Raw genomic sequence first — 19,071 nt, forward strand, 5'->3', positions numbered from 1 at the left:
CACTTGCGTAAACTCACACAACCGCTGCTTCCAGCATCTCAATCGTGCCTCGGTCTGCATCGATCGCCACCTCTAGCCCGATAGGCAACGTCAAAATTGTCTCCAAATGCCCGATCGTAGCCCCATACCAGGCTGGAATTCCTAAGGGCTGAATGTGTCCCCAAATTACTTCTTCCAGCGTCAAGGAGCCATAGCTTTCGTCGGGAGTGCAGTTCGTGCATTGCCCAAAAATCAGACCTGACAAGCGATCGAATACACCCGCAAGTTTGAGATGCGTGATCATTCGATCGATGCGGTAAATATTTTCGCCAATGTCTTCCAGAAATAAAATGGCACCTTCCAGGTCAGGCATATAGGGAGAGCCAACAATCCCCGAAATGACCGACAGATTGCCGCCAATTAACTTACCCTGCGCTTGACCAGGTGTAATGGTCTGGAGACGGTATCGCGTTTGCATTAGGCGATCGCCATCATCCCCATCGACCAGATTCTCAAAAGTGACTCTTTCTGCATTAAACAGCACTCGCCTGAAAAAATCTGTTTGCGCGGTTCGCCAGCCCGATAGCCCATTTGGCCCGTGAAACGTCACCAGCCCACTCTGGGCAGACACGCCTAAAATCAGCGCCGTAATGTCACTAAAGCCAACCAGAATTTTGGGGTTCTGGCGAATCAGGTCATAGTCCAGATAAGGCAACATACGGCCACTGCCCCAGCCACCCCGAATTGGCAGCAGCATCGCCACCTCCGGGTCAGCAAAAAACTGATTCACATCTTCAGCCCGATCCTGGTCTTGTCCAGCCAGGTAGCCATACCGGTCAAACAGGTGAGGGGCGAGTCGCGGAACCAGTCCCAGCCCCCGTACTGCATCCATCACAATCTCGACATCTTCCCGCACAAATGTAGCGCTGGCAGGGCTGATGAGTCCGACGACCGCTCCAGGCTGCAAGCGGGTAGGTTTTGCTGTTGCCGCTAATCCTGGCTTGGGGTGAGCGATCGCCGATAAAGCAGCCGTTGCAGCAGCCGTTTTAAGAAAAGCGCGTCGAGAAAGCATGGAAGGGAAGGGGAAGTAATGCTCAGCAAGTTTATAGCATTTGGGGAATGCCGTTCGCATTCACAAGCAAACTCCCTACTTCGTACAGTATCCTCTCTTCACTCCCCCTCTTCGCTCACTACTCGATTGCGTCCAAGAGATTTTGCTTTGAGCAAATTGCAGTCTGCTCTTTCCAAAAGGCTAATCCCCTTGGTGTCATCGCTGTCTAGTAAAGAGGCAGCACCCACGCTAACGGTAATAGTCAGATTGAGGGTATCGCTAATGTTGAAGGGCTGGTTAGCCATGAGACGGCAGAGACGTTGAGCAATTAAGCCAGCTTCTTGAAAGCCTGTGTCACTCAAAATCACAACAAATTCTTCGCCGCCATAGCGAAAGGGCGTGTCGTAAAACCGCAGGTTATGTCTCAGACGAGCTGACAGCAATTGCAGAGCGCGATCGCCCACTAAGTGACCATAGCTATCGTTGATTGTCTTAAAAAAGTCTACGTCCAGCATGATCAGGCTGATTGGCATTTCTCGCGCCCTGGCGTTGTGAATTTGGCGCGGCAGTTCCCACTCAAAGGCGCGGCGATTGTTTAACTCAGTCAGGGGATCGGAAAGGGCGATCGCTGACAGCAAATCATTCGTCCGCATCAATTCCCGGTGGTTTTGCACCCGTCGCAGTCCAGCCCGAATTTGGGCGCAAAACAAGCGCTTTTGTTTGGCGATCGCATCATTTAAGCTTCGGGTCTGCAATTCTTCGAACGATTCTGAGTCGAATTGATCGAGCGCCAAATTCAGACAAGCATCAGCCCCAGACTCTAGTGCTTTTGCTTTGGAGTCCAGAGCCTTCAGCTTTGATTCCAAATCTAATTGTGCAGGTGAGTTTCCTAGCGCTGCGACTCCGCTCCAATTTGCAACAAGAATGCAGTAAATCCAAGCCAGTCGGCTTTGGTCCTTAATTTGCTGACAAAGCTCAAGCGTGTCTGGTTGTTCTGCTTGCATCACTAGCAAATCAGGTTGTTGAGCCTGAATCAACGGCATTGCTTCGTTTGGATCAGATGCAACCTCTACCGTAAAAGCAGCAACCTGCTGAACCAGAGCAATAAAGGTTGTGAGAAAACTGTTGCCCCCAACTACAAGAATCGAAGCATTCATTGATAAACGACGAGCCTGCTTTAAAGATTAGGATTGTACTTGAAGTGAACCTTTGATCGATCGCTCAAATATTTGAAGATATGAGGGCTTATGCTTCTTAACCTAGCGGTCTGCACGTAGTGGGGAAACTACTCAAACACGAGAAGTTGCATCTTTGGGCAGCAAATCTGACAACAGGGAGGTTAGCTGTTGCTCAAATTGACTCAATCAACAGGCTTAGTCAAATGCGACTTTGCATGTCCAAGTGTACCCACAGTTCAACTAGCTACGCGCAAGCCGGGAAGAATTTCTGAATCTTGTAGGATCTTTATGAGAGTTGTCATAATTCCTCAGAGTTTTCCTGGAAGTTGGGTAGGTGCGGTGCTTCCTGCGGGGATCGAAACTTTCTCCTGTACAGAGTCCTGCAAAAACTAAGGGGCTTCGCATAGGTGCTAGCACTACGGTCATCATCAAGCAGCTTTATCAGAAACGGGGAAGGACTCTCCCGGTTGTTATTCTGTCCGCTGAGTTTGCAGCCATTGAGTTTGCAGTTCTCAAAAAACTTAATTTGCAGCGAATTTGCCGGAACTCTGTGGTAGGCTTTGTCGAATCTCGCGCCATGATTGAGAATAGAGAATAGGTTCTTAAGTATTGCTAAGAACAATGGCTAGATGCCAAATTCCAGATTCTTAGCAACCGTGTTGTAAAGTGCCATAAGCATTTCAGCCTGAAGCAAGTATCCCCATGTTGACCTACCTAAGCGGCGCTCAAATTCGACAAACGTTCATCGACTTCTACGCAGAACGGGCACATCAGGTGTTGCCCAGCGCCTCGCTGGTGCCCGAAGACCCGACAGTGCTGCTGACGATCGCCGGGATGCTGCCCTTTAAGCCGATTTTCTTGGGGCAGCGTCAGGCTGAGTTTAACCGAGCGGTGACAGCGCAAAAGTGCATTCGCACCAACGATATTGAAAATGTCGGGCGAACGGCGCGGCACCAGACTTTCTTTGAAATGCTAGGTAATTTTAGCTTTGGCGATTACTTCAAGGAGAAGGCGATCGCCTGGGCATGGGAGCTCTCGACTCAAGTGCTAGGCTTTCCACCAGAGCGGGTAGTGGTTAGCGTATTTCGGGAAGATGACGAAGCTTTTGCGATCTGGCGCGACCAGATCGGCATCCCGGCGCACCGAATCCAGCGCATGGATGAGAAAGACAACTTCTGGAACTCTGGACCCACCGGACCCTGCGGTCCTTGCTCAGAATTGTATTACGACTTCCATCCAGAACTGGGCGACGACCACATCGACCTGGAAGATGACACACGCTTCATTGAGTTCTATAACCTCGTATTTATGCAGTACAACCAGGATGCTGAAGGCAGCCTGACCCCGCTGCAAAACCAAAATATTGACACAGGAATGGGACTGGAGCGAGTCGCGCAAATTCTCCAGCAGGTCCCCAATAACTACGAAACCGACCTAATTTTTCCAATTGTCAAAAAGGCGGCTGAGATCGCTGGAATCGACTACGCCAAAAGCGATGAATCAACCAAAGTTTCGCTGAAAGTAATTGGCGACCACGTGCGAGCAGTGATGCACATGATTGCCGATGGCATTTCTGCGTCGAACTTGGGTCGTGGCTATGTGCTGCGTCGGCTGATTCGGCGGGTGGTACGACATGGACGGCTGATTGGTATTGACAAGCCCTTTATTAATGAAGTGACAGAGGTGGCGATCGCCATCTCCGAGGATGCTTATCCCGGTGTGCGGGTGCGAGAAAAAGCAATTCAGGCAGAACTGCTACTGGAAGAATCCCGTTTCCTGGAAACTCTAGATCGGGGCGAAAAACTGCTGTCAGAAATTTTGACGCGGGTAGAAAAGTCCGGCAAAGAAATTTCTGGTCACGATGCCTTCGTCCTGTATGACACCTACGGTTTTCCTTTGGAGCTGACCCAGGAAGTGGCTGAGGAACGGGGACTGACGGTAGACGTAGCAGGATTTGAGACAGAAATGGAGCAGCAGCGGCAGCGATCCCAGGCTGCCCACGAAACGATTGATCTAACAGTGCAGGGCACGCTAGACAAACTGGCAGAAAGCCTGAACGAAACTGCATTCCTGGGCTATACCCAATTTTCGGGTGGGGCTGAGGTGAAGGTGCTGCTAGTGCAGGGCAAGTCAGTCGAGGCGGCTGAGGCAGGCACCGAAGTGCAGATCGTGCTAGACCAAACGCCTTTCTACGCTGAGTCAGGTGGACAAATTGGCGATCGCGGCTATCTCAGCGGCGACACCGTTGTGGTGCGAGTCGAGGATGTGAAAAAAGAAGGGGCGCTGTTTGTCCACTTTGGCAAAGTTGAGCGAGGAACGGTGCAGGTGGGCGATCGCGTCACGGCCCAAATTGATCTCGCCTGCCGTCGTCGCGCTCAGGCAAACCACACCGCAACTCATTTGCTCCAGGCAGCACTGAAGAAGCTGGTGGATGACTCGATTTCCCAGGCAGGTTCCCTGGTAGCATTCGATCGCCTGCGGTTTGACTTTAACTGCCCTCGTCCACTCACGCCAGAAGAAATTCAGCAGGTGGAGGAACAGGTCAACACCTGGATCTCGGAGGCTCACGCGGCTCACATCAGCATCCTGCCGATCGCTGAGGCGAAGGCAAAAGGGGCGATCGCTATGTTTGGCGAAAAATATGGCGACGAAGTGCGGGTGCTGGACTTTCCCGGTGTCTCAATGGAGCTGTGTGGCGGCACCCACGTCAGCAACACGGCTGAAATTGGTGTGTTCAAGATTGTCTCGGAGTCAGGTGTAGCCGCAGGGATTCGCCGCATTGAAGCGGTAGCTGGACCGGCGGTCTTGGATTACCTGAATGTGCGCGATCAGGTCGTGCGGGAATTGGGCGATCGCTTCAAAGCCAAGCCAGAAGAGTTGCCCGAACGCATCACTGCACTGCAAACTGAACTGAAGACGACGCAAAAGCAACTTGATCAGCTTAAGGGAGAACTTGCCCTGGCAAAATCTGACCAACTGCTGGGACAGGCTGCTTCCGTCGGTTCTTTCAAACTGCTCGTTGCAGAACTGGAAGGCGTTGACCCAGATTCTCTTAAAACCGTTGCTGAGCGACTTTTGCAAAAGCTAGGGGACGGTGCTGTTGTATTAGGTTCCGTTCCTGAAGCCGAAAAAGTGAGTTTGGTTGCAGCTTTCAGCAAAGGTGTAAATGATAAAGGCTTGCAGGCAGGGAAGTTTATCGGGGCGATCGCCAAACTCTGTGGTGGTGGCGGTGGCGGCCGACCCAATCTAGCCCAAGCAGGCGGACGCGACCCAAGCAAACTAGCCGAAGCACTGGTTGCTGCTCGTCAACAGTTAGAGTCAGCTTTGAGCCAGTAGAGTTACCTTGCTGAATCTATAGTGATATTGCCGTTACTCTTTAAGCTGTAGCTATAGCCATACGGATTAGGATAAAAGGGCACAGGGTTAAGCCCTGTGCCCTTTTATCCTAGTAAACGGACTCAGTTAAAAACTCGCTTGAGTGCAGGAATGCGGGACAACAAAAAATAGTCCAACAGCAACACGACCACTAGCGAAAGCCCAACTAGAGGAAATGCTAGTCCTAGAATGGCAACAATCGTGAGTGGAGTCTGCCAATTCTGCACATGCAGCGGCATGGCTGGAGCGCCGATTAACCCAGATTCTTGGGGACGGCGCTGCCACCACATCACGGCTCCTGTGATTGAAAGCAACATCACAATCAATGCTGCAATTAGCATTAGCAATTGGTTTGCCAATCCAAAATACCTTCCCATATGAATCGCGGTTCCCATTTCTACCGCCTTGGGAACCAGTCCATAATCTCTCCATCGCACATCTGCTAACACGTCGCCACTGTATTGATCGATGTGCATTGTCACTTCCTGAGTCGGATCGTTGGGAAACGCTGAGACCGTATACACGCTCGTTTCTCCTTCAGGCAGAGCCACACTAAAGCTAGGAGGCGCACCCTCTGCTTGGGCTAACGCAATTACAAAGTCAAGATTGACCGGAGTGCCAGCGGCAATGCCATCTTGAAAAGTTGGAGAATCTGCATCGCCATGACCGGAGTGATTGTTATGTTCGGATGCAGTAGATTGAGGCATTGGTAGTTGTTCGACCGCCCAGGGCACAACTTGTCCCTGCTGGTTGAGTGAGCCCGTCAATACCGTTGATTTGGGAATGTCATCCCACATTTGGGCTGGAAACTGTGCGTACACTTGAGCAAAAGTTTCTCCCCAAAAACCAGTCCAGGGTAAACCTGTAAGAATCAGAAAACTAATTAAAAGAATGCCATAAAACCCTGGAACAGCATGTAAGTCTCGCCAAAACACACGCTTATTCTTGCTCCATAGACGGGGAACCAGGGTTCCTAATACGGAGAATTGATGGCGTGGCAACCACAAGTACAATCCCGAAATTAACAATACCAAGCCCCAACAGGCAGCCAACTCAACTAAATAATCTCCTAGCTTGCCAATCAGTAACTCGCCGTGAATCTTACGAGCGATCGCCTGGAGATTGCGGTTCTCATCGCGATCGCCTAGCACTTTCCCAGTATAAGGATCTACAAAGATCATGAGATTACGGTCATCAGCCGTCGTTAACAGCACTTCAGTGCTGCGGTTAGGTGCAATATTGGGCGTAATTTGAGTCACTATCGCATCAGGATATGACTGTTGAACGGACTGTAACTGCTTGGTGTAAGACAGTGCAATTGTATGAGACTGCACAAACATTAAGTTGTGATATAAGGCAGTGTCTAGCTGAGGTTTGAAAAGATAAATAATACCTGTTGCTGCCAGAATGAGCATGAAGGGGATCACAAACAGTCCAGCGTAGAAGTGCCAACGCCAGACAGTGCGGTAAAACCGATTGCCAAGAGATGGTAGGGCTGAGGGCTGATTGAGATCTGCTGAGGATTCGCTCATGTCTGGTGTCTTTTGCTAAAAGTAGAGGCGTGATGAATATGCCCTACAACTGAGAATGCTGTCAAAAGACGCTCTGTCAAACATAACAACCACTTAAAGATAGTTTGTCGTACTTGACCATCAATTCTGATATGCGGTGTACACTACTCTCAAGTTTGAATTCTTATTACCCATGTCACCCCTGCCTGACCATCGCCCTAAACAACTTACATTGGGTTCACTAGAAAGTGAAATCTTGAGTATTCTTTGGGAACTTGAATCTGCAACCGTCAAGGAGATTCACGATCGCATTCTATCTGACCCCGATCGCGAACTTGCCCAAGCCTCTGTTACGACTGTTTTAAATCGTTTAGCGCAGAAAGGTTGGGTTGTTTGCCATAAGCAGGAAAGAGCTTTTCAGTGGCAACCTCGGATATCTCAAGAAGAAGCCAGAGTGCTACAAGCTCATGCCCAACTGAATCGGTTTTTAGCGGTAAGCGATCCAGACACAGTTGCAGCGTTTGCAGATAGCTTGGATGTAGCAAGCTTAGACCAAATTGAGGCGATCGCTGAACGTATTCGCGCTGCACGACAAGCTAAGAAGGAGCAGTAATGCATCTAAACATCATCCTGCTGGCAGTAAGCACGACGGTACTAATCAGGCTTTTCTGGTGCCGCTCTTCAGACACTTGGGCTGATCGTTGGCAACAGGCTTTAGGTGCGTTCCTTTTTCCACCTATTCTATTGCTGACGACAATCACCACTGTTTTTAGCATGGGACACCACGGCACGATGTTGTGGCATTCAGTCGGTTGGGTAGGGTGTCACATTGCTTTAGGATTTCTCACCATTACAGGAATATCTCTTGCTTACCTTTTGGGGCAGCAATGGCGATCGCTCCAGCAGTCTCGCTCACTCCAGTTAACGACAATTGCAGGGAGAACGGGACGAGTTTTAGAAACCCCTGCTTTATTTGCCGCTCAAGTTGGTTTTTGGGGTTCTGAGTTAGTGGTGAGTCAGGGATTACTACAATCTCTTCAAGAGGAGCAGATTGAGGCAGTCCTAAACCATGAAGAAGCTCATGCTTACTACCACGATACTTTCTATTTCTTCTGGTTAAACTGGATTCGTCAATTGACCTTTTGGCTTCCTAAAACTGAGTCTCTCTGGCAAGAACTATTACTGTTACGGGAACTTCGAGCAGATCACTGGGCAGCACAACGGGTAGATGCTCTGACGTTAGCAGAGGTTCTTGTATTAGTCGTGCGATCGGCTTCTGCTTCTCCTAATGATTATTGTGCTGCGTTTTATGATACAACTGCTGCAACTCGATTAGAGGAACGAATTGATTTCCTTTTGACTCAGCCGGAAATCAATAAAAGTCAATGTCAGTTTTGGGTTTGGTTCCTTCCGACAACCTTACCTGTGTTGGCAATGTCACTTCATCATTGATTGAATACCGCTTCTACATTAACAAGTTCGGTACGGGCTGCCTCAATGTCATAAACGATCAAGTGTAAACTTGAGTAGGGTTACTGATGCTTTCACAGCAGAATGTAGAAATGTCGCAACCTTTCGTTGTCGGGTTTCAGCACTGGCATTCTCAACCAATTGAGACGATCTCAGCACAGCCCCTACCCAGTGTTGGGTATGCCAAAACGCTTGACCATCTAGGGTAGGAAGGTTGGTGGTGTCGGGATATGGATAAGGAGACACATACCAGTAAGGTTCTGGATAGCCCGTGTCTCCAGGCGATAAACCAACCCCGACCGTCAATGGATGCCCATTTTTGGTACCGGGAAGTGTAATCAGCATTGCGATATCAAGGTGATGGGGCCAAATGTGGATCGCTGAAGCATTCCCAGTGCTAGCGATCGCTTGAAGTAGCCGATCGGTCGTGATGTAGTAATCTGTTAATTCACGCAATGCCAACGTTTGACTGGCATCAAAAGATGCACCATGAGCAAGAGGATGATCGGGAAAGTCATTCGGTGGATAGTCTAAAAACACAATCTTGCTGGCATCTGCACCGAGTTTATAAACCTCTTGCTGGAGCCAGTTCAGTCCTTCTAGCATGGTCTTTCCATGTAATGGCAAAGATGCGATCGCGTCATTGTGATGATCGATCAAGATTAATGTGAGGCTGACAGGTTCTAGTGCGACTTGAAAGGGTTGATCTGCTTGAATAGCTGATCCAACAAACGCTTCTAAAACTGAACTCCATCCAAAACTGGTGTGGCTGTCGTCTGGTAAAGGTTCTGCCAATGCCGCACTCGTTGCGGCAATATATTGAACGGCATAGTGCAATTGCAGTCTGCTTTCGATGAGTTCTTGAGGGTTAATTTTTTCGGTCATTGTTTCTAATTTCATCGTCATCACCATTGGTTAATCAGTTTGTTGTTCTCCATTTGGTTGGTGAGTGCTACCCACCGGGTTACATTCATTCTTCAGCGATCGCCCCATCTACACCACTCAAGTTCTTTGAGTGAAGACGCAACTTAATCGTTTTACATGGAGGCAAGCAGCAGGAGGGTACTACAGCGATCGCATATCACTTCGTTGCATTTGCTATCCTTACCCCTTAAACTTCCATCGTCACTTCCAAGGCGTCCACTTCAATGAGTCCGCTGCAATATCAAATACGGTTGAGGTTGATGGAAGCCCGTCGTCTAATGCTGATCGAAAACGTCGATGTAACCAATGCGGCTTATTAGGTTGGGTATGAGAGTGCCTCACAATTTAGCCGTGAATATTCTCGTATGTTCGGAATGTCACCCATCAAGGATATTGGACAGTTACGTAAAGTCTAGATGGGGGAGTTGCTGATCCATCGGTATCAGTGAAACCTTTGGCATGAGAGAAAGGCGCGGTATGCTTGAGGGGAAATTTCATGCTGCTCCTTTACACGATCGGCTAATCCATGGATTCCAACCCATCAAAATCTGGACGGGGGAGATCTGCTTCTGGGCGAGTTCGAGGAGTCATCCTGTCGCCTCAGGGATGGCAGAGGTTTCAGACGGCAAAACAGCAGGCAGAATCTGATGAAATCTGGGGAAAGCACTTCACCCAGGAAGATCTGAGCGATCGCACTGGACTCTCCCTCAATACCCTTTCCCGCCTTTTTAAGCGCGAACAGGGAGTCGATCGCCAGTCGGTGGAGTATCTCTTTCGGGCGTTTGGGCTGGAATTAACACAATCAGATCTTACGTCCCCAGTTGCAGCTAATGAAGCGCCGGAACCCCGACGAGCAGATTTTCACCAGGACTGGGATACGGCGGTAGATGCCTCAGTGTTTTATGGGCGTGAGGCAGAACTGGCGCAACTGTGGCAGTGGGTTGTATCTGAGCGCTGTCGTGTGGTCGGGTTGTTGGGCATTGGCGGCATGGGCAAAAGTACGATCGCGGTCAAAGCTGCGCTTCAGATGCAGACAGAGTTTGAGATCGTCGTGTGGCGATCGCTTGCCAACGCGCTACCGCTGAATGAACTTCTGTCGAGCCTGCTGAAGTTTCTCATGCCGCTCTATGGGGACGATCCGATCATCCCCACCACGCTCGATCAGCAGCTTTCCAAACTGATGCAATATCTGCGATCGCGTCGGTGTTTATTGATTCTGGATAATGCTGAAACCATTTTGCAGTGCGAGTCGGTAGGACAATGGCGATTGGGTTATGAAGGGTACGGACAGTTGCTCAGAGCCATTGGCGAAGCCTCTCACCAAAGCTGTTTGTTGCTGACCAGTCGAGAAAAACCACGGGAAATGGCGCTGATGGAAGGCGCACAGGTGCTCGTGCGATCGCTATCCTTAAGTGGACTGACATCCGATGACGGACGCGCCATCTTTCGGCAAAAAGGAGCGTTTACAGGCTCAGAAGCGGAATGGCAGATGTTGATCCAGCACTATGGTGGTAATCCGCTGGCGCTAAAACTAGTAGCAAGTGCAATTCAGGATTTGTTTAATGGCAGCATTACCGAGGTAATGCCCTATCTCAGTCAGGGATTGGCTGTATTTGAAGACATCCGCGATGTGCTGGAGCGTCAGTTCGATCGCCTTTCCGAAGCTGAACAGAAAATCCTGTTCTGGTTTGCTATTCATCGAGAACCCGTCTCAATCACAGACATTCGAGAAAATGTAGTTGATCCTGCTGCTCAGCAACGTGTACCCAATCTCGTCAATGCGCTACTCCGGCGATCGTTGCTCGAAAAAAGTGATGGGTTATTCTTCTTGCAACCTGTGGTGATGGAATATGTTACAGAACGCTTTGTGCAGCAGATCTGTATCGAATTTGAGACGCAGGAGCTGAACGTTTGGCAAACGCACTCCTTACTGCGAGTACAAGCAAAAGATTACATTCGAGAGATTCAAACGCGATTAATTGTGCAGCCTGTGATGGAACGGCTATTGTCTCGCTTTGGCAGTGTAGGGGCGATCGAGGCACAAGCAAGGCATATATTAACGCAACAGGGGAAGCAACCAGGGTACATTGCAGGCAACCTGATTAACCTGCTGGTGCAGTTTCAAGTGGACTTACGCGGTTCAGATTTTTCTGGTCTTGTGGTGCAGCAAGCCGACTTGCAGCAGGTCGATTTAGCCGGGGTCAATTTTCAGAATGCCACGTTTGCTAAGTCCATCTTTTCTGAAGTATTCAGTATTGCCATGTCAGTCGCTCTGAGCCCAGACGGACAGATGATGGCAGTGGGCGATTCCATTGGCAACATCTATCTCTGGAATCTCACCACAACCCAACTCTTAGCCACCTTTGAAGGACACATCGGCTGGGTTTGGTCGGTTGCTTTTAGTCCAGATGGCACTCTGCTAGCCAGCGGCAGTACGGATAGTTCTGTGCGCTTGTGGGATGTCCAGAGTGGGCAATGCTTGCAGGTGATCACAGAGCATACACGTAGCGTTCGGGCAGTGAGTTTTAGTCCTGATAGCCAGCAGTTAGCAAGTGCTAGTGAAGACAAAACGGTGCGCTTATGGAATTTGCAAGGGCAGTGTCTCCGTATTTTAAAGGGACACTCCCAGAGCGTTTATTCTGTCCACTTCGCTCCGGATCAGCAAACCTTAGCTAGCAGCAGTAATGATGCAACGATTCGGATTTGGGAGGTGAGTAATGGTCGCTGCTTGAGTATCTTACAGGGGCATACCAGTGGGGTTCAGTGTGTGCGCTACAGCCCGAATGGTCAACTGTTAGCGAGTGGCTGTCGGGATGGCTCGATTCGACTGTGGAGCGGTTATCTGCCTCATAATCCATCGTCGAAGCCTAGTACCATAACTTCCAGTGCCAAGCCATTACAGGGACATACCGACTGGGTTTGGAACATTGCCTTTAGCCCAGATGGTCAGTGGTTAGCCAGTGCCAGTCTCGATAGTACGCTGCGCCTTTGGAGTGTTCCGGACGGGCAACCCATTCATGTACTTAAGGGTCATACCCATGATGTTTACGGACTTGCTATCAGTGCCGATAGTCAATTGTTAGTCAGTACAGGAAAAGACTATACAGTGCGGCTCTGGGATTTACAAGGCGGACAGAACCTGAAAACGTTACGTGGATATATCGGTGGGATTCACTCCCTGAGCCTCAGTTCAGATAACCAAATGCTGGCTAGTGGCGGACAGAGTGAAACGATTCACGTGTGGCGTGTGCAACGAGATCGCGATCGCTCGCAACTTCACCCCTACAAAACCTTTTCTAGTCCGACCCGTCGGATATCACCCTTCACCAACGTCAGCTTCAGTTCTAATAATCAAACAGTCGCGATCAATCGACACGATGAGTCGATCGCCCTATGGAATACCGAAACTGGACACGTCGATCAATGGTCAGCACACAGCGCATCCATCTGGACAATTTTGTTTAGCCCAACGGGGCAAATTTTGGCAAGCAGTAGTTATGATTGCACCGTGCGACTGTGGGATGTGCAGACGCACCAGTGTTTGCACGTGTTGTGCGGACATGAGAGTGGGATTCGCGCGATTGCTTTCGGCAACAGCGGAGATCCTACGACTGACCCCAGCGGTCAACGGTTGGCAAGTGGCAGTTTTGATCTCACCATTCGCGTGTGGGATGTGCAAACTGGAGAATGTCTAAAAGTTTTGCAGGGGCATATCGGTGCAGTTTTCTCACTCGCGTTTGACCCCAGCGGTCGATTCCTGGCAAGTGGCAGTCATGACCAGACCATTCGCATATGGGATGTACAAACTGGGGAATGTCTGAAAGTTTTGCAGGGGCATACAGGAGCCATCTGGACGGTTGCCATCTGTTCCAACGCTCGATTCCTGGCAAGTGGTGGTGATGATCAAACGATTCGACTATGGGATCTGCAAACGGGGCATTGCCTTCACATCCTGGATGAACATAGCGGTTGGGTGCGGTCAGTCGTTTTTAGCTCTGACGGTCAAATCCTATTCAGTGGTAGCAACGATCGCACCATTAAGCTATGGGATGTGGAGACAGGACGCTGTATCAGCACGTTGACGGTCGATCGCCTCTATGAAGGCATGAACATTCAAGGTGCAACGGGGTTGACGGTCGCTCAAAAGTCTACCCTTAAAGCATTAGGGGCAACTGGGCATTAAGGCGATCGCCCTTGGTGGGCACTCCGTGCCATCGCCCCTCATTCAGCACATTCTCTTTTTCTCGATCACCTCTAACAACCGACCAAAAGCGTTGAGCGATCGCGCTCTTTCCTCATTCACAAGTTGGTCAAGTTCATCTAAAGCAAGTTCTCTCGCTCCGTTCGCCAGAATTTTTTCAACTTGTTCATTGTCAGTCAAACTGGTGGGCAATAGGGAAACCTCACGATACAGTTCTAGGGTTGATGGCGATAGCATCATCACGGTTTCAGGAGCCGCTAGCATCTGAAGATAATGCCATGCGGATTCAGGTGAAATATCTGTGCAATCCCACACCAGACGCAACGGCTTTGCCCCTTCAGGAAGCGATCGCCAACGTTCACATTGACAAAGCTGGCGATAGTGCTGGTACAGCAGCTTGGCTTGCATCAGGCTGAAAGATGTTTTTGAGTTAGCAATGAGTGGATCAATCACTGCATCCAAACGACCCATTGAAACACTGACAAAACAAACCACATCACTGACCGATTTTTCTTGTTGAACCAGTCTCTCCAGCCCCCTCAGATACCCATCAAATACCTGCTGATACCCATCTGGAGAAAACACTAGCGTTGCATTTACATTGATGCGATCGCCAACCAATTGTGTAATCACAGGCAACATCAATGGAGTTGCTGGAATTCTCAGCAACAAATTACTCCATCCAACGGAACACCAGATTTTTTGTGCGGCGGCGATCGCGGTTTCAGGCTGAAGCAGTGCGTCAGGCGGCAGATCGACCTGGACGTAGCCATCCCGTCCTTGCGTCTGAGAATGGACTGGTTTCAGCAAATCAGCCGCTAATTGCAGATCTCGCACAACCAAATAGTCATAATCCGATTGTGCAGTCTGGCTCATCCCTTTCTGCGCCAGTATGATGAAGTCGCGATCGTACTCTTGCCCTTCAATTGCCGCTTGCAAGCTTTCAAAGCTTGATCGGGCACCCCTTAAACCATCTTCCTCAATGCATTGCTGCAACTCACCCCGACTAATCCAACCTCGCTCAAGTCCATCGAGCCAAACGGATTGTCCACAGCGCCGGAGTGATTGCAACAGGTTCATAGCAGCGAACTTCACGAGGAAGATTCAAACATCTATAAACCAGTCTGCAAAACTGCTTCAAATTTCACCACTCAAGATCCCTCAGTTAAGCGTCAGTATAATTAACTTGCTGCTAATACCCCGTTTCTCTAAAAAGAGGCTACAGATGGAAGGGCACCCCGCGACGCGGGGTGCCCTTCCATCTGTAGCCCTAATTTTTGGAGTTGGTATTACCACTTGCGCCAAAGGCTTCGAGGTATTTTAGCCCTGAGCCTGTGTTAAACAGAACCACGCGTTCATCTCGATCGACCTTGCCCTGATCAATGAGTTGTTGCAGTGCAGGGATGCAAGCTCCTCCTTCCGGTGCTGCAAAAATGCCCTCAGTCTTTCCAATCTCTTTTACTCCAGTCAACAGAGCGTCATCGGTCACTGCGATCGCAGTTCCACCGCTCTGACGCAAAATATCTAGCATAATGAAATCTCCGATCGCCTTTGGAACTCGCAACCCAGAGGCAACGGTATGGGCATTGGCAATTTCTGCTCCCACGGATAAGCCCGACTCAAATGCCTGGGTGATCGGGGCACATCCTGCTGCCTGTACACTCACCATGCGTGGACGGTGAGTCCCAATCCAGCCCATCCGCTCCATCTCATCAAAGGCTTTCCACATGCCGATCAAGCCCGTTCCACCACCCGTTGGATAAAGAATCACATCCGGCAGTTCCCAACCAAACTGCTCTGCTAGCTCGTAGCCCATTGTTTTCTTGCCCTCTACCCGATACGGTTCCTTCAGGGTAGAAACCTCAAACCATCCCTCTGCGGCTTTGCGTTCTGCAACAATTCGCCCACAGTCGGTGATTAATCCATCTATCAGGGTGACGGTTGCCCCGGTTTGCCGGCATTCAATAATGTTGGCAATGGGAGTATCTTTTGGCATAAAGATAAAGGCTTCCAGTCCAGCCTTCGCAGCATAGGCAGCGAGTGCACCCGCAGCATTTCCCGCTGAGGGAACGGCTAACTTTCTCACGCCTAACTCTTTTGCCATTGACACCGCAGCCGTCATTCCTCGTGCCTTGAAAGAAGCAGTCGGGTTTTGCGACTCATCTTTGATGTAAAGATGCTTGAGTCCCAACAGTTGCCCTAATTTTTCTGCCTTGAGTAATGGAGTCATGCCTTCGCCTAAGCTCACCTGATTGGCAGGATCATCAACAGGTAACACTTCGGCGTAGCGCCATAGCGTTGGCGGGCGATCGCGCAAAACTTCGTGCGTCAGTGAGTGTGCAGCGCGATCGAGATCATAAGCAACCATCAATGGTTTGCCGCACTCACAGAGGTTGTAGAGGCGACGGGGTGGGTAATGGTTGTTGCAGGATGAGCAGTACAGATGAGTTACATTCATTGGCTTAACTGTATTAAGAAGTTTAAGGAAATGAGGCAACAGTTGAATACAGGCAATTACTGTGGCGTGAATACTTTAACTCACCTAAGTTACCTGGTCTAATTTGGCAAAACTTGAGATGATGGATCGACCCAGAAGATCTAAACACCCGCTAACATCAGTACCGGGAGGAGTCGAATGAGCAGATGAGTAAGGGGCACTGGAGTAGGCGAATCAGTCGAGGAGTGCCCATCGTTCAAAGGCTCTTCTCAGATAAAGGATGGTGGCGGTTCTTGCAGTTTGTTCTGGTGGGACTGCTCATTACCGTTGGTCTCCATGCCGGAACTGCAGTGGGATTCCAAGAGCCTAGCAAGAGAGCAGAGAATACGGAGCAAATCAGAATTACATCAAATCCTCTTCCGTCCTCTACGATTTCTTCTCCCGCTCAGCTTGTGCAGCAAGCAGAAGCCCATTACCAGGCAGGGCAACTCTCAGAGGCGATCGCGCTCTGGCAACAGGCGACAACCCGCTATGAGACGGCGGGCGATTCTCTTAATCAAGCACTGGTTCTTAGTTTTCTTGCCACTGCCTTTACAGATCAGGGACAGTGGATGCAAGCAAATGAGGCGATTAATCAAGCAGTTTTGCTGCTAAATGCTCCAAACCTGCCACCCAGTCCAGATGTCTCAGCCGTTCTCGCCCAGGTTCTCACTGTTCAAGGGGAGCTACAGTTCACTCAAGGTCAAGCACTAGCAGCACTGGAAACCTGGCAACAGTCCGAAACGGCTTACCATCAAACGAATGATACCAGCGGTATCTTGGGCAGTCAGATTAACCAGGCACGGGCGTTGCAGTCAGAGGGACTTTACAGACGAGCCACAACTCTGCTCACCCAGGTTGAACAAGCCTTACAAGACCAGCCCGATTCACAGCTCAAGGTAGCCGGATTGCGAAGTCTGGGTAAGATGCTGCGGTTGGTTGGCGATTTAGCTCAATCAAGAGCGGTTTTGGAACACAGCTTGGCGATCGCACTCGAACTCCAAGGTGAGACTCCTGAATCTGCGTCCGACATCAGCGGCATTTTGCTCAGTTTGGGTAACACAACTCGCGCTCAAGGAGAAACGGATACCGCACTCGCGTTCTATCAACAGGCGACAACCACGGCTCCCTCGCTCACGATAAAAACGCAAGTTCAGCTGCTTCAGTTCAGTCTGCTAGTTGAAACTGAGCGACTGGCAGATGCACAGCGACTGTTGCCAGAGCTCCAATCTCAGATCGCTGATTTACCCCCTGGTCGTCTGGCTATTTATGCCCGAATCAACTGGGCTCAAAACGTAATTAAATTAAGAAATAGGGAGATAGAAAGCTCAGGGGAGGCATCCTTTGATTTTCTCAGTATCTCAGTCCAAGATCTCGCCATTGCGGTTGAGCAAGCTCGGAGTATGAGCGATCGCCGAGCTGAATCTTATGCTCTTGGTACGTTAGGTAGCCTATATGAAACGACTCACCAGTGGAGCAACGCTAAAACTCTGACGCAACAAGCACTCAGTTTGGCGCAGTCCATTGATGCGCCTGATGTGGCTTATCAGTGGCAGTGGCAACTGGGACGAATTTTTTGTCAGAATACCCAGCCCTGCCCAGCTACAGGAGATTTGCAAAATGCAACGGCTGCCTACGCAGAAGCAGTCAAAATCTTGCAATCCCTTCGCAGTGATTTAGTTGCAATCAATTCAGACGTGCAGTTCTCGTTTCGAGAAAGTGTTGAACCTGTTTACCGACAGTTTGTGGAATTGCTCTTACAGTCTGAGAGCAACACACCAACTCAGGAAAACCTGAAACAGGCACGTCAAGTCATCGAAGCCCTCCAGTTAGCAGAACTAGATAACTTCTTTCGAGAAGCCTGTGTCAATGTTCGCCCGGTTGAGATCGACCAAATTGATCCGCAAGCTGCTGTCATTTACCCGATTATTCTGCCCACCCAGTTTGCGGTAATTCTGGCGTTACCCAACCAGCCTTTGCGCTATTACAACACTCCACTGACTCAAGCTGAAGTAGAACGCATCCTCACCCAACTGCACCAATCCCTTAGACCGACTGCCTTTCTCGAAGATTGGTTACCTGTTGCTCAACAGGTTTACGATTTACTTCTGCGTCCGGTAGAGACTGAACTGGCAGCCAGTGAAATCAAAACTCTAGTGTTTGTGCCTGATGGCTTGCTGCGAAGTTTGCCAATGGCAGTGCTCCACGACGGTCAGCACTACCTGATTGAAAACTATGCAGTGGTATTCAATCCGGGCTTACACCTGCTGCAACCCGAACCGCTCGAAAATCTGCAATTGCGTGGACTACTGGCAGGATTGAGTCAAGCTCGTGAGGACTTTCCAGCGCTGCCGAACGTCACAGTTGAGATTAATCAAATCGAAACGGCCCTTTCAGCTCAGGTGTTACTCGATCAGTCATTTACTAATGAAGCATTTCAAGCCCAGATTGACTCTACTCCGTCGCCAATTGTGCATTTAGCCACGCACGGTCAGTTTAGCTCAAATGCAGATGATACATTCATCTTGACGTGGAATGGACGTATCAACGTTAGACAGTTAGATCAACTGCTTCGGACTAGGGAGGGCAATCTCAACCCAATCGAACTGCTAGTATTAAGCGCTTGTCAAACGGCAACGGGTGATGATCGAGCGGCCCTGGGAATGGCAGGAGTAGCAGTGCGATCGGGGGCACGCAGCACGCTTGCCTCGTTGTGGTCGGTTAGCGATCGCTCCACCGCATTGTTGATGATTGAGTTTTACCGAGAGCTAGGACAGCCGGGGATGACCAAAGCCGAAGCTCTACGTCGAGCTCAGGTTGCTTTGCTGCAACAACAGGATTACGCCTCCCCTTATTACTGGTCACCGTTTGTGCTTTTAGGCAATTGGCTCTAGAAGTTAAGCGAC

At 49.9% G+C, this 19,071-nt stretch carries 11 protein-coding genes and 1 pseudogene; 6 read left to right on the forward strand and 6 right to left on the reverse strand.

Going from position 1 to position 19,071, the window contains the following annotated elements; translation table 11 throughout:
* Positions 1–13: 13 nt before the first annotated feature.
* Positions 14–1,051 carry an LD-carboxypeptidase gene (locus H6F88_RS24280; protein ID WP_190645312.1) on the reverse strand — a complete coding sequence of 346 codons (1,038 nt, stop codon included), beginning with the start codon at positions 1,049–1,051 and terminating at the stop codon, positions 14–16.
* Between the two features lie 98 nt (positions 1,052–1,149).
* A complete protein-coding gene (locus H6F88_RS24285; protein ID WP_190645313.1) occupies positions 1,150–2,187 on the reverse strand; it encodes a diguanylate cyclase in 1,038 nt (345 codons plus the stop codon).
* 723 nt (positions 2,188–2,910) lie between these two features.
* On the opposite strand from H6F88_RS24285, the gene alaS reads away from it, so the two are divergent.
* Positions 2,911–5,544, forward strand: coding sequence for an alanine--tRNA ligase (gene alaS / locus H6F88_RS24290; protein WP_190645314.1), 2,634 nt, complete (start codon positions 2,911–2,913; stop codon positions 5,542–5,544).
* 122 nt (positions 5,545–5,666) lie between these two features.
* Here the strand turns inward: alaS and H6F88_RS24295 are convergent, their stop codons facing one another.
* Positions 5,667–7,115: a PepSY domain-containing protein gene (locus H6F88_RS24295; RefSeq protein ID WP_190645315.1), complete on the reverse strand. Its 1,449-nt coding sequence runs from the start codon at positions 7,113–7,115 to the stop codon at positions 5,667–5,669.
* 172 nt (positions 7,116–7,287) lie between these two features.
* Between H6F88_RS24295 and H6F88_RS24300 the strand changes: the two genes are divergently transcribed.
* Together H6F88_RS24300 and H6F88_RS24305 are read left to right on the forward strand one after the other, a co-directional pair.
* Complete coding sequence (locus tag H6F88_RS24300; protein ID WP_190645316.1) at positions 7,288–7,707, forward strand: BlaI/MecI/CopY family transcriptional regulator; 420 nt, start codon at positions 7,288–7,290, stop codon at positions 7,705–7,707.
* Entirely contained in the window at positions 7,707–8,546 is an 840-nt protein-coding gene (locus H6F88_RS24305) for a M56 family metallopeptidase (protein ID WP_190645317.1), read from the forward strand. Before H6F88_RS24300 ends, H6F88_RS24305 begins: the two co-directional genes overlap by 1 nt.
* Before the next feature lie 48 nt (positions 8,547–8,594).
* On the opposite strand, the gene H6F88_RS24310 is transcribed toward H6F88_RS24305, so the two are convergent.
* Complete coding sequence (locus H6F88_RS24310; RefSeq protein ID WP_190645318.1) at positions 8,595–9,464, reverse strand: hypothetical protein; 870 nt, start codon at positions 9,462–9,464, stop codon at positions 8,595–8,597.
* 233 nt (positions 9,465–9,697) lie between these two features.
* On the opposite strand from H6F88_RS24310, the pseudogene H6F88_RS34630 reads away from it, so the two are divergent.
* Together H6F88_RS34630 and H6F88_RS24320 are read left to right on the forward strand one after the other, a co-directional pair.
* A pseudogene (locus H6F88_RS34630) lies at positions 9,698–9,904 on the forward strand (helix-turn-helix domain-containing protein); the annotation flags it as partial.
* Positions 9,905–10,014: 110 nt separating this feature from the next.
* Positions 10,015–13,671 carry an NB-ARC domain-containing protein gene (locus H6F88_RS24320; protein ID WP_190645319.1) on the forward strand — a complete coding sequence of 1,219 codons (3,657 nt, stop codon included), beginning with the start codon at positions 10,015–10,017 and terminating at the stop codon, positions 13,669–13,671.
* 42 nt (positions 13,672–13,713) lie between these two features.
* On the opposite strand, the gene H6F88_RS24325 is transcribed toward H6F88_RS24320, so the two are convergent.
* Together H6F88_RS24325 and H6F88_RS24330 are read right to left on the reverse strand one after the other, a co-directional pair.
* Positions 13,714–14,769, reverse strand: a complete 1,056-nt coding sequence (locus H6F88_RS24325) for a transaldolase family protein (protein ID WP_190645320.1) — start codon at positions 14,767–14,769, stop codon at positions 13,714–13,716.
* 190 nt (positions 14,770–14,959) lie between these two features.
* Complete coding sequence (locus H6F88_RS24330; protein WP_190645321.1) at positions 14,960–16,147, reverse strand: threonine synthase; 1,188 nt, start codon at positions 16,145–16,147, stop codon at positions 14,960–14,962.
* 185 nt (positions 16,148–16,332) lie between these two features.
* On the opposite strand from H6F88_RS24330, the gene H6F88_RS24335 reads away from it, so the two are divergent.
* The gene (locus tag H6F88_RS24335) at positions 16,333–19,059 is read left to right on the forward strand and encodes a CHAT domain-containing protein (protein WP_190645322.1); all 2,727 of its coding nucleotides are present in this window, start codon (positions 16,333–16,335) and stop codon (positions 19,057–19,059) included.
* The last annotated feature ends 12 nt before the right edge of the window (positions 19,060–19,071 follow it).

It is taken from the genome of Oculatella sp. FACHB-28, assembly GCF_014696015.1.
GTDB lineage: Bacteria > Cyanobacteriota > Cyanobacteriia > Elainellales > Elainellaceae > JAAUTN01.

Excerpts from the sequence above, each read along its gene's own strand:
- H6F88_RS24280 (WP_190645312.1), bottom strand. The coding sequence starts at position 1,051 with ATGCTTTCTCGACGCGCTTTTCTTAAAACGGCTGCTGCAACGGCTGCT.
- H6F88_RS24285 (WP_190645313.1), bottom strand. The coding sequence starts at position 2,187 with ATGAATGCTTCGATTCTTGTAGTTGGGGGCAACAGTTTTCTCACAACC.
- alaS (WP_190645314.1), top strand. The coding sequence starts at position 2,911 with ATGTTGACCTACCTAAGCGGCGCTCAAATTCGACAAACGTTCATCGAC.
- H6F88_RS24295 (WP_190645315.1), bottom strand. The coding sequence starts at position 7,115 with ATGAGCGAATCCTCAGCAGATCTCAATCAGCCCTCAGCCCTACCATCT.
- H6F88_RS24300 (WP_190645316.1), top strand. The coding sequence starts at position 7,288 with ATGTCACCCCTGCCTGACCATCGCCCTAAACAACTTACATTGGGTTCA.
- H6F88_RS24305 (WP_190645317.1), top strand. The coding sequence starts at position 7,707 with ATGCATCTAAACATCATCCTGCTGGCAGTAAGCACGACGGTACTAATC.
- H6F88_RS24310 (WP_190645318.1), bottom strand. The coding sequence starts at position 9,464 with ATGAAATTAGAAACAATGACCGAAAAAATTAACCCTCAAGAACTCATC.
- H6F88_RS24320 (WP_190645319.1), top strand. The coding sequence starts at position 10,015 with ATGGATTCCAACCCATCAAAATCTGGACGGGGGAGATCTGCTTCTGGG.
- H6F88_RS24325 (WP_190645320.1), bottom strand. The coding sequence starts at position 14,769 with ATGAACCTGTTGCAATCACTCCGGCGCTGTGGACAATCCGTTTGGCTC.
- H6F88_RS24330 (WP_190645321.1), bottom strand. The coding sequence starts at position 16,147 with ATGAATGTAACTCATCTGTACTGCTCATCCTGCAACAACCATTACCCA.
- H6F88_RS24335 (WP_190645322.1), top strand. The coding sequence starts at position 16,333 with ATGAGTAAGGGGCACTGGAGTAGGCGAATCAGTCGAGGAGTGCCCATC.